Source organism: uncultured Corynebacterium sp. (assembly GCF_946998835.1).
GTDB lineage: Bacteria > Actinomycetota > Actinomycetes > Mycobacteriales > Mycobacteriaceae > Corynebacterium.
Genome location: NZ_CAMQAZ010000044.1, coordinates 1 through 11,022 on the forward strand (window position 1 = coordinate 1; position 11,022 = coordinate 11,022).

Here is an 11,022-nt window from a genome sequence, read left to right on the forward strand (position 1 = left end):
TTTTACCAATGGGTAAGTTCAAACCCAGCAGCGACCAGACAACTCCGGAAGGAATCCAACGGTTCATCCGGGACAATGACATCCGCTGGGTAGACGTCCAGTTCACCGACGTTCCCGGCATCGAACAGCACCTGACTGTCCCAGCATCCGAGTTCGATGAGGACTCCGCTTACGAGGGCCTCGCATTCGATGGCTCGTCGATTGCGGGTTACACCTCGGTGGATAACTCCGACATGATGCTGCTGCCCGACCTGGACACGGCTTTCATCGATCCGTTCCGAAAGTCGAAGACGCTGAACGTGAAGTTCTTCGTCCATGATCCACACACCCGCGAGCCGTTCAGCCGCGACCCGCGCAACATTGCCCGCAAGGCCGAGAACTACCTGAACGAGTTGGGCTTCGCCGACACTTGCAATTTCGGCGCCGAGGCGGAGTTCTACATCTTCGACTCGGTCCGCTACGACTCCACTTCAAACAAGTCCTTCCACGAGGTTGACTCGGTGGAGGGCTGGTGGAACTCCGGTGTGAAGGAGAACCCGGACGGCACCCGCAACCTGGGGCACAAGGTGCGCACCAAGGGTGGCTACTTCCCTACCGCTCCGTATGACCACATGCAGGATCTTCGCGATGAAATCGGCGAGCACCTGCAGGATGTTGGCTTCCATGTTGAGCGCTCCCACCACGAGATGGGTTCGGGTGGGCAGCAGGAGATTAACTACCGTTTCAATACCCTGCTGCACGCCGCCGATGACATGCAGACCTTCAAGTACGTGGTGAAGAACACTGCCAAGTTCAACCAGAAGTCGGCCACCTTCATGCCGAAGCCCCTGGCTGGCGATGGCGGCTCCGGTATGCACATCCACCAGTCACTGTGGAAGGACGGCAAGCCGCTGTTCCACGACGAAAACGGCTACGGTGGACTGTCGGACATGGCGCGCTACTACATCGGTGGCATCCTGAAGCACGCCGGCGCGGTGCTGGCTTTCACCAACCCGACGATGAACAGCTACCACCGCCTGGTTCCGGGCTTCGAGGCTCCCGTTAACCTCGTCTACAGCCAGGAGAACCGCTCGGCCGCCATCCGTATCCCGATTACCGGCGCAAACCCGAAGGCAAAGCGCATTGAGTTCCGCGCTCCGGACCCGTCGGGCAACCCGTACTTGGCTTTCACCGCTGCAATGATGGCTGGTCTCGACGGCATCAAGAACCGCATCGAGCCGGGCAAGCCGATTGACAAGGATCTCTACGAGCTGCCGCCAGAGGAACTCAAGGACGTCCCAACCGTCCCGCATTCGCTGGAAGGTGCACTGAAGGCGCTGGAGGAGGACCACGAGTTCCTGCTTGCCGGCGATGTCTTCACACAGGATCTCATCGACGCGCATATCCGCTACAAGTTCGAGCAGGAGATTATGCCGGCACGTCTGCGCCCGACGACGCAGGAGTTCGAGCTCTACTACGACTGCTAGTACGCGCCCCAGTAACGCTCGCTTGACGACGGTTCCCACGCCGCTGCCCTACCTAACGGTCTTGGGGTAGCGGTGTTTTCGTCGGTGCATGGTTTTTGTTAAGCATTTTTAGTAGAGCTAGCACTACTGCGAGCTAGACAGATCGCAGCTACCCTTGATTGTTATGAACAACAAGTCACTAACTCGTTCCACCAATAACAAGATGGTTGCCGGTGTGCTCGGTGGATTTGCCGAGTACTTCAACTGGGATGCGACTTTGCTGCGCGTTGTATTTGTCGCCTCTTTCCTGATGCCGGGCCCGCAGTTTCTTATCTACATCGCAGCGTGGATTATCATGCCGAAGGATAATTACCTCTAGGCACGTCCCATTAATTTCCCGCCCTCAGGTTGCCCCAGATTCTGACATCACAACAGAGTCTGGGGTTTTGTATTTTCACAATCTGCATCCACATGAAAGGTGCCGTCATAAGTGCCACACAAGAGGAATCGACATAGCCAAACCTTGGAGCATTTATCTACTGAATGACACAACTTCCAAGAAATCCACAAAGAAAATTTACCGCTCACGAAATAACCGCCTCCTCGGCGGCGTCCTCGCCGGCATCGCAGAAAGCCAAGGCTGGGATATCCCCCTCACGCGAATGGTCTACGTCATCCTCCCCTGCGTGGCCGCGATGATTGGCTGGGAAATTGGCGCAGGATTCCTGGTGCTTTACCTTTTGGCCTGGTTCGTCCTGCCAGATGGTACGTACACGCTTGACGACGACCCAAGCGACCCCAACTCCACTGGAAAAGCAAATACGCAATAGCCGTCAAGCTTAATAAGATTGATATCCTTCCGTTACTCACAGCGCCCTCACCAGCATTAATCCAATTTCGCAACCGCGCAAATTAGATAACGAATTGTACAAAAGCCGCCGGATTTACCGCATCTGACTTGCACTCACTCCAAAATTACCTAAGGTCTCTTCTGTACGGCATTGAAGACGCAATACATTCTTCTATCGCCTTCTATTGCATGAAATTCAAAAGAATTGTCCGTTCTTCTTGAATTCAATTTTCGCTATAGCGAGAATTTTCAATAATCAAATATTTCCCTAATTAGCGACAAAGAAAGTGAATTTGTAATGCAGAACAAGAAGATGCCCCGTATCGCTACCGCAATCGTTGGTTCCGCTGCTCTTCTCGGCGGCCTGGCTGCCTGTTCTTCCGACGAAGCCCAGGACGCTGCTAACAATGCCAAGGACCAGGCTGGTCAGGTAGCAACCGATGCCACCGACAAGGCTGGCGACGCTATGAACGACGCCAAGGATCAGGCTGGCGAGGCTGCGGATGGTGCTAAGGACAAAGCTAACGAGGCTATGAACGGTCTGGGCCTGGGCGACGCTGCTGGCGAGGATGTGGCAGAAGCTGACCTGCCTGCGTCCATCACCGAGGCAGCTTCTTCCTTCACCTCCCCGTACGGTACTGAAGCTGGCGAATTCAAGTCCGCTAAGAAGGTTGGCGACGCAGTTGCCGCTGAGTACGAGAACGTTACCTTCGTTGAGTCCCCGGAAACCGGTGGTGCACAGCCTCTAATTGGTAAGATTCGTGAGACCTGGGTCGCCAACGGTGCACTGGAGAACGAGATTGGTCTGCCGACCGCTCCGGAGTCCGAGATTGAAAACGGCTGGGAGCAGCCGTTCACCAAGGACACCATGAAGTGGACCTCTGAGGATGGCCAGAACTACACCGACTCTTACGAGAATAAGTAGTTCAACAAGAGCAGATTCACAAAAGCGCGCCTCGCGGCGCGCTTTTTTGGTTCTCTCCCGCAGGTAGTCGACCTTCTCTCCCCCCCCTCAGCTAGTCAAAGACACCAGAGGCACCGCGTCGATGTGCACCGACAATATTGATATCGACAATTCCCACGGCAGCCATTGATGCAAAGACCGTGGTGGGGCCGACGAACTTAAAGCCGGCTTTCTTCAATGCCTTCGCAAGCGCCTTCGACTCTTCAGAGAAGCTCGGAACCTCTTCGATGGAGTGTGGCTCGGGCGACTTCTCCGGTTTGAAAGACCACATGAGGTCAGCCAACCCGCCTTGCTCCCGCAGGGCAATTGTCGCCGCAGCATTATTAATCACTGCAGTTATTTTCCGGCGATTCCGAATGATGCGTTCGTCATTCATCAGCCGTTTGACATCGTCATCGCCGAAATCGGCAACTACATCAGGATCAAAGTTTGCGAAGGCCTCCTGAAAAGCAGGACGCTTCTTCAGAACTGTCTCCCACGACAGCCCCGCCTGAAATACCTCCAAGCTGAGCCGTTCATACAGCCCTTGCTCGTCACGCACCGGCATCCCCCATTCGGTGTCGTAATACTCCCGCAGTAGCTCGCTGTGAGATGCCCAAGCAGGTCGAGCTAATCCATCCTCACCGACGATGAGCCCATTGTTTTCCGTGTAATCCGATCCAATTTTCATGAGTCTTTCCTTTCCCCCAATTTCGGTTTGACTTCACTGAACGCCGCAGCATCACACGCCGAAGCACCATACGCCACAGCGCTCGACTATCACGCCGCAACGCTACACGCCACAGCGCAGCGTTTAATTCTTGTGGTCATTCTCATGCTCATGCTGACGTCCAACCAGAGCGCCGTGCACCAAATCCAATGTCGGTGTCTCCACTTTCGCCTTCTGCCCCATACGGCGAATTGCGCCGATTTGGGCATCGAGCTCATTGGCGAGCCCCGCGGTGTAGTCACGCTGCATCGACGAGGTATTGTCGTAGCCCTGCGCATCGGTGAAGGCCAAGGTTCGCGGCACGATGTCCTCCGGCAGAGCGACACCGCAAGCGCGACCAACCGTCTCGGTTTCTTCAAACATCCGAGTCAGGCTGCCGCGCATTTCCTCACGCAGGTAGCCAATCGGGCTATCTGCCAGGGCACCGAGCGCACCGAGGTTAGCCACGAACATCGCCTTTGCCCAGATATCGACCCAGATATCCGGCAGTTGCTCACCGCCGAGGCCAGCCCCATGCAGCGCCTCGATAACCTCTCCTACGAGGTCATCGGTAGAGCCATCGAATGTGCCGATGTTCAAGCTCATCGGCCCCGGACGGAACGTGACTTCCGCAGGGCCAGTATGGATAAAGAAGCCGCGGATAACGCCCGGGAACACCTTGTCCTCGCCGAAACGCTGCGCTGCCAAATACGGGATTTCCACCGAGTTATGAGTGGTCACCACCGCCGCACCGGCCGGAACCTGCGGGAAGGGATCGTTGCCCGGCAGCGCCTTGGTCGCCGCAATCACAACATCGACATCAATGCCATCAGCGGTGAGCTCATCCCAGTTGTCGGCTGCCTTCACTGGGATGATGCTGCGCTCTCCGTGCTCGTCGAAAAGCGTGAGCCCCACCTCACGAAGACGTGTCAGGGTCTCACCACGCGCGAGAAAGACGACATCATAACCAGCTTCAACGAGGCGACCGCCAAACCAACCGCCGACGGCTCCTACACCTAAAATTCCGATCCTCATAGCTGCCACCTTACGACCTCAGCGTAGAAGGCGAAGGAGGTTGAATGAGGTTGTCCACAAGCAATCTGAGCTATCCCCAAATGCAAACACTGGGCTTGCGCTACGTCCTTGCCAACACTATGGGGAGCGGAGTAAGGTTGGAGTCAATAGATATCAACCCAGGGTTGTTACTCTTTTGAGGCAAGACCTGAGGCCCACAGTTCGTGGTGCCTCGGGTCTTTTTTGCGTTTAACGGCCCTGTTCTACCGTGAAAGAAGGTCACGATGGGATCATCAAAAGATTCCAGCGCGAGGGCAATAATTGAAAACCTCGGTGGACCCGGAAACATCACCAGCATGACGCACTGTGCGACGCGTCTGCGTTTTGAACTCGGTGATGTCTCCAAGATCAACGAGGACAAGATTGACAAGGTGCCGGGTGTGCTCGGCGTCGTTCACCAGGGCGATAACCGCTACCAGGTCATCTGTGGCGGTGGTGTCGAGTCAATGTACACGGCAATTAAGCACCTGCCAGAGATGAAGGTCGCAGGCGCAGTTGCCACTAAGTCTGATGCAGACGTAAAGGCAGAAGCCCGCTCGAAGGCCCGCGGCAAGTATTCCTGGCTGGATAACTTCTTCGAGTACCTCTCCGATTCCTTCCGCCCGATTCTGGGCGTGCTGCTGGGTGCATCGCTGATTATCGCGATTGCCGCAGTCCTCGACGGCCTGAATATCGTCGACTTCCGCGCTGAGGATAAGTCCGCTACCTGGGTCTTTGTCGATGCCATGTGGCGCAGCGTCTTCTACTTCCTGCCAATCATGGTCGCCTACAACGCGGCGAAGAAGCTGCGGGTCGACCCATGGCTGGGCGCAGCCATCATGGCTGCCCTAATGACACCGGAATTTATGAGTCTGCAGGATACTGACCGCTTCTCAGACACCATCAGCACAGTTAACGCAGAACTGGGAACCGAGACTTTCACCGCTAACATCTTCGGCCTGCCAATGCAGCTCAATGACTACGGCGGACAGGTATTCGTACCGCTGATCATGGTCGCCATCCTTGCTGTGGTCTACCACGGCTTGAAGAAGGTCTTCCCGGAGAATGTCCAGATGGTCTTCGTGCCGTTTATCTCTATGCTGATCATGATTCCGCTAACGGCCTTCCTCATCGGCCCGCTGGGCATCTGGCTTGGTAACGGCATCGGCTCCGGCCTGGCATGGATGAACTCGAACGCACCGTTCGTGTTCGCAATTCTCATCCCAATGCTCTACCCATTCCTGGTACCGCTGGGTCTGCACTGGCCACTGAACGCCCTGATGCTGGTCAATATCCAGACTCTCGGCTACGACTTCATTCAAGGCCCAATGGGCGCTTGGAACTTCGCCTGCTTCGGCGCAACTGCCGGTGTGCTGGTTCTTTCCATGCGCGACCATGACACTCAGATGCGCCAGACTGCAACGGGTGCACTCGCTGCCGGTCTCTTCGGTGGTATCTCCGAGCCGTCCCTCTACGGCATTCACCTGCGCTTTAAGCGAATCTACCCGCGCATGCTGCTCGGTTGTTTCGCCGGCGGTCTGACTATCGCCATCCTCTCCGCTCCGTACGGTGGCGTGACAACCAACGCCTTCGTCTTCACCTCTCTGATCACCACTGTCGTGTTCAAGCCAATCTGGGTCTACTTGATCTCCATCGCTGTGGCGTTCTTCGTTGCCATGTTCGCCATCATTCTCACCGACTACCGCACGCCGGAGGAGAAGGCTGAGGCCGAGGCCGCACGCGCTGCAGAGCTTGACGACGAGCCCAGCGAGGACGCTCCGGAAGCTGCCCCAGGTGACTCCGGTTCCGCTCCGGCTGAGGCTTCCGGTGACGCTGGTGTCAACGGCGAGGCTGCCGCTCCGGCTGCCGCAGCCGCAGGTGCCGGTGGTGTCGCGACTGCTGTAGCCACCAAGCCCGCACAGGTGCAGGCCCCAGTTGCCGGCGAAGTTATCACTCTTGCCGAGGCCGGGGACGCAGTCTTCGCCTCCGGTGCTCTCGGTGACGGTGTCGGTATCAAGCCAACCAGTTCCACCGTGGTCGCACCAGTGTCCGGCACTCTGATGACCGTGGCCAAGACCGGCCATGCCTTCGGTATCAAGACCGATGACGGCGTGGAGGTTCTCGTCCACGTCGGCATCGACACGGTCAAGATGGCCGGTGAGGGCTTCGACGTCCGGGTTGCCAAGAAGCAGCAAGTTCAAGCCGGCGACGTTCTGGCCGAGGTTGACTTCAACAAGGTCAAGGAAGCTGGTTACCCGACCACGACGCTGATGACCATCACCAATACCAAGAAGTTGACCAAGGTCACGCCGGTCACCGGCACCTCCGTCCAAGCCGGCGACACGGTCATCGAAGTTCAGCCATAATTGATTTCTAGAAGGCATACCGGCCTGAAATCCCTCAACTTATGGAGGAGTTCACGGTTACCGACATGGAAATCCTGAGAGTATTCAATAACAATGTGGTCCTGGCCAAGGACGCGACCGGTGAAAAAATCATCACCGGCCGCGGAATTGGGTTCAAGGCCCGCCCGGGACAGCCGGTTGATTCGAGCAAAGTAGTCCGAATCTTCGTCCCGGCAGAAGGCCGCGATCCGGACCATATTGCCACGATGCTCACAGAAATTCCGCTGGCTCACATCACTCTTGTAACCGATGCGGTAACCGCAGCTGGTCTGCCGGAATCAACGACTAAGAACGCCTCCCTTCTTGTGGCGTTGGCCGATCACATTGGTTTCGCAATTACGAGGGCAGCAGGCGGGCAGCGAGCCGATTACCCGCTGCTCGCGGAAGTCAGCCAACTTTATAGTGAAGAGTACGCACAGGCGCAGGCGATTTTGTCGCATATCAACCGCGCTCTCAATGACCGTCGTATAGCGCCATTGCCCCGTTCTGAAGCAGTGGCCATTACGTTGCACCTGGTCAACGCCGGGTTTGCTACTGGTGACCTGAGCTTCACCTACACCATGACGGGCGTGCTGCAGCAGCTGCTCACAATTATTGAGAGTGACTTTGACATCACGCTGGTGCCAGAGACTGTCAACGTGGGGCGCTTCATCACGCACCTGCGCTACCTGTTCGTCCGGATTGCCAAGCATGAGCAGTTGAAAGATCACTCCTCCGCTATTGGGCAAGCGATCCGTGACTCCTCCCCGGAGGCGTTTCAGTGTGCACAGCGCATCGCCGCTGTCATTGAACTGCGTTTGGGGTCGGGGCTGACGGAGGACGAAATCTCCTATCTCACCCTGCACATTGCACGCATTGTGCAGGCAGCGGCTGTATCTCCCACCGCTTCCGAGAAATCTCGGAGTGTGCGCAGTGTCGGTGCTGAGGAAACACCGGCGGACAGCGCACCTGTGGTGGGGTTTACAGGCACTGTGCCTGAGTCAAAACAAGATACGCATTCAACCCGAAAGGATTCAACCATGATTACTCGTACCGCTACCATCGGCTCCTCCGTCGGCCTGCACGCTCGCCCGGCTTCCCTGTTCACGCAGGCTGCCGCTGAGTACGACTACGACATTGTCATTTCCCTCGATGACGAAGAGGCCGACGCCGCGTCGATCCTGGAGGTTATGACCCTTGGCGCAAAACACGGTGACGAAGTCACTCTGAGCTGCGAGGACGACGCCGCCGCTGAAGCCCTGGACGAGCTCGCTGCGATGCTCGAGCGCGACCTGGATGCCGAGTAAGTCCGACTAGCACGCTCCTGGATAACACCACGGCACACACCACGACCGACGACGGGTAACCCGCAGAGGTCCCGAAAAGGAGATCGGAAGCAATGAACGAGCAGCACACTGTCATCTATGGCATCGGTGTCTCGACCGGTACGGCCAGCGCTGAAGTAGTAAAGGTACTCCCCGCCCCGGGGGTTGATACTCAAGAGCCGCCGTCGACCGATCCCGTCGCCGATGGTGAGCGCGTCCGCGAAGCGATGAGCAACGTCGCTGAGGCGCTGAAAAAGCAGGCTGAGCACTCCAGCCCGCAGGCCCGCCCAATTCTGGAGGCCACCGCACAGCTGGCCTCAGATAGGGCGCTGGCCAAGGCCGTGGTGAAGAAGCTGAAGACGGGATCCGGTGTCACCCAGGCTGTTCATGATGCCGTCGAGGACTACGCACAGCTCCTCGCAAGTCTCGGCGGATACATGGCCGAACGTGTCACCGACCTCTACGATGTCCGCGACCGCACCATCTGCGAGCTGCGCGGTCTACCAAAACCAGGTGTGCCGGACATCTCCACGCCGACCATTCTGCTTGCCGACGATCTCGCGCCCGCCGAAACCGTGGGACTTGACCCAGAGTTGGTCGTGGGCATTGCCACCGCTGGTGGTGGGCCAACCAGCCATACGGCTATCCTCGCAGCTCAGCTGGGAATTCCGGCCGTCGTTAAGGCGAAGGGCGTCATGGAGCTTGAAGCCGGTACCTTCGTCGCCCTTGATGGTGGCGCCGGTGAAGTGATTGCGAATCCGACCGCCGATGAAGTCGCTGAGTTGGAGGAACGCGCACGTCGCCGAGAGGCTGCTCTGGCGCAATCTGTGGGCGCGGGCAAAACCGCTGATGGGTACCCGGTGAATCTGCTGGCCAACATCGGTACAGCCGAAGACGGTGAGGCCGCGGCAGCTAAGGATAATGAGGGCACTGGCCTGTTCCGTACCGAGTTTCTATTCCTCGACCGGGACAAGGCCCCCAGTCTGGAAGAGCAGACGGAAACCTACACTCGCGTACTGAAAGCATTCGGCGAGCGTCGCGTTGTGGTGCGCACACTCGATGCCGGTGCGGATAAGCCACTGAGTTTTGCCGACCTCGGTGAAGAGGAAAACCCGGCGCTCGGACGCCGTGGTCTGCGTCTGTCGCAGGCTCGGGAAGATCTGCTGGATACTCAGCTGGATGCTCTCGCCGCTGCTTTTGAAGCTACCGGCCGCAAGTCTGACCTGCGGGTGATGGCACCAATGGTCGCGACTGTCGAGGAGACGAAGTGGTTTGCAGACAAGGCACGTGAGCGTGGCCTGCCAAAGGTCGGCATCATGATCGAGGTGCCCGCAGCAGCAATTCGCGCGAAGCAACTGCTGTCGATTGTGGACTTTGCCTCGATTGGTACAAACGATCTGTCACAGTACACCATGGCCGCCGACCGCATGCAGGGTGCTCTGGCGGATCTGCTTTCGCCGTGGCAACCGGCGGTGCTGCAGATGATTAAGTCCGCCTGCAAGGGCAGCGATGCTACCGGCAAGCCGATTAGCGTTTGTGGTGAAGCTGGCGGTGACCCGCTGCTGGCACTGGTGCTGGTCGGTCTCGGCGTGAGCTCGCTATCTATGGCCTCCAAGAAGGTGCCTGCCGTGCGCGCCGCCCTTCGCCTCCACGATCGCACTACCTGTCAGCAGATGGCAGCGTACGCTGTCGATGCCGAAACTGCGGCTGATGCCAAGGCTGCTGTGACTGCACTGGTGGATCCGAAGGTGAAGGACCTGCTGTAGAGCAAGTTTTACTGTAGAACGCAGAAAAGTAAGGCTGAGCCTGGAGCGCACACGCTATTGGCGTGATACCGCGCTCCAGGCTCTTTCTCTTTGCTGTCTCTTTTTCTCTTTGCTGTCTCTTAGCGCTCGCAGTACCACAGACCGCGGGTTTTCTGAGCAAATTCTTGATTTTCCCTCTCTTACACGTCCCATTAGGATTAATTAGAGTGCCTTCGGCAGCACCACCAATGCCGTCGAAGCCCTTTAAAAATTCACAAAGACGGTTCGTACAAGCCGCAACTTCATTCACGCATTCGGCTCCACCCAGCCCGTGAAAATTCATAATTTCAAGTTAAGAGTGTCAATTTCGACATCGTGGCCTTTCATCTATTTGGGCACACGAACTGCAGTTTTGCTGCTGTGGCAGGCTCTTTTGCCATAACAGCGCCGCCAACAACGGCGTCGCCACCGTGGCTTGCAGCGCCGCCCTGGACCTTACGGGCGAAACTAATCTAGAAAGAACACAATTCTCATGACCAAGTCGAGCGGAGTGGAGTCCCCGAAGTCT

At 57.3% G+C, this 11,022-nt stretch carries 9 protein-coding genes and 1 pseudogene; 8 read left to right on the forward strand and 2 right to left on the reverse strand.

Annotation, left to right across the window (positions count from 1 at the left end; genetic code table 11):
- The first annotated feature begins 8 nt into the window (after positions 1 to 8).
- The 4 genes from glnA (at position 9) to Q0U90_RS10865 (ending at position 3,220) form a co-directional block, all read left to right on the forward strand.
- The gene (gene glnA, locus Q0U90_RS10850) at positions 9 to 1,466 is read left to right on the forward strand and encodes a type I glutamate--ammonia ligase (RefSeq protein WP_297454948.1); all 1,458 of its coding nucleotides are present in this window, start codon (positions 9 to 11) and stop codon (positions 1,464 to 1,466) included.
- A 163-nt stretch (positions 1,467 to 1,629) separates the two neighbouring features.
- Positions 1,630 to 1,824 carry a PspC domain-containing protein gene (locus tag Q0U90_RS10855; protein WP_297454926.1) on the forward strand — a complete coding sequence of 65 codons (195 nt, stop codon included), beginning with the start codon at positions 1,630 to 1,632 and terminating at the stop codon, positions 1,822 to 1,824.
- Positions 1,825 to 1,891: 67 nt separating this feature from the next.
- Positions 1,892 to 2,275, forward strand: a complete 384-nt coding sequence (locus Q0U90_RS10860; protein WP_297454929.1) for a PspC domain-containing protein — start codon at positions 1,892 to 1,894, stop codon at positions 2,273 to 2,275.
- Between the two features lie 318 nt (positions 2,276 to 2,593).
- A complete protein-coding gene (locus Q0U90_RS10865; RefSeq protein WP_297454932.1) occupies positions 2,594 to 3,220 on the forward strand; it encodes a YtxH domain-containing protein in 627 nt (208 codons plus the stop codon).
- A 91-nt stretch (positions 3,221 to 3,311) separates the two neighbouring features.
- On the opposite strand, the gene Q0U90_RS10870 is transcribed toward Q0U90_RS10865, so the two are convergent.
- Positions 3,312 to 3,929 (reverse strand): DNA-3-methyladenine glycosylase I, encoded by a 618-nt coding sequence (locus Q0U90_RS10870; RefSeq protein WP_297454936.1) that lies wholly within the window; start codon positions 3,927 to 3,929, stop codon positions 3,312 to 3,314.
- Positions 3,930 to 4,052: 123 nt separating this feature from the next.
- Positions 4,053 to 4,982, reverse strand: a complete 930-nt coding sequence (locus Q0U90_RS10875; protein WP_297454939.1) for a 2-dehydropantoate 2-reductase — start codon at positions 4,980 to 4,982, stop codon at positions 4,053 to 4,055.
- Between the two features lie 263 nt (positions 4,983 to 5,245).
- Here Q0U90_RS10875 and Q0U90_RS10880 point away from each other — a divergent pair, with 263 nt between their 5' ends.
- The 4 genes and pseudogenes from Q0U90_RS10880 (at position 5,246) to ptsP (ending at position 10,475) form a co-directional block, all read left to right on the forward strand.
- Positions 5,246 to 7,366 (forward strand): glucose PTS transporter subunit IIA, encoded by a 2,121-nt coding sequence (locus tag Q0U90_RS10880; RefSeq protein WP_297454942.1) that lies wholly within the window; start codon positions 5,246 to 5,248, stop codon positions 7,364 to 7,366.
- Positions 7,367 to 7,431: 65 nt separating this feature from the next.
- Positions 7,432 to 8,247, forward strand: a pseudogene (locus tag Q0U90_RS10885) (PRD domain-containing protein); the annotation flags it as partial.
- Positions 8,248 to 8,424: 177 nt separating this feature from the next.
- Complete coding sequence (locus Q0U90_RS10890; RefSeq protein ID WP_297454951.1) at positions 8,425 to 8,691, forward strand: HPr family phosphocarrier protein; 267 nt, start codon at positions 8,425 to 8,427, stop codon at positions 8,689 to 8,691.
- 92 nt (positions 8,692 to 8,783) lie between these two features.
- A complete protein-coding gene (gene ptsP / locus Q0U90_RS10895) occupies positions 8,784 to 10,475 on the forward strand; it encodes a phosphoenolpyruvate--protein phosphotransferase (protein WP_297454945.1) in 1,692 nt (563 codons plus the stop codon).
- Positions 10,476 to 11,022 lie beyond the last annotated feature (547 nt).

Coding starts and splice junctions, on each gene's coding strand:
- glnA (WP_297454948.1), top strand. CDS start 9: ATGGGTAAGTTCAAACCCAGCAGCGACCAGACAACTCCGGAAGGAATC.
- Q0U90_RS10855 (WP_297454926.1), top strand. CDS start 1,630: ATGAACAACAAGTCACTAACTCGTTCCACCAATAACAAGATGGTTGCC.
- Q0U90_RS10865 (WP_297454932.1), top strand. CDS start 2,594: ATGCAGAACAAGAAGATGCCCCGTATCGCTACCGCAATCGTTGGTTCC.
- Q0U90_RS10870 (WP_297454936.1), bottom strand. CDS start 3,929: ATGAAAATTGGATCGGATTACACGGAAAACAATGGGCTCATCGTCGGT.
- Q0U90_RS10875 (WP_297454939.1), bottom strand. CDS start 4,982: ATGAGGATCGGAATTTTAGGTGTAGGAGCCGTCGGCGGTTGGTTTGGC.
- Q0U90_RS10880 (WP_297454942.1), top strand. CDS start 5,246: ATGGGATCATCAAAAGATTCCAGCGCGAGGGCAATAATTGAAAACCTC.
- Q0U90_RS10890 (WP_297454951.1), top strand. CDS start 8,425: ATGATTACTCGTACCGCTACCATCGGCTCCTCCGTCGGCCTGCACGCT.
- ptsP (WP_297454945.1), top strand. CDS start 8,784: ATGAACGAGCAGCACACTGTCATCTATGGCATCGGTGTCTCGACCGGT.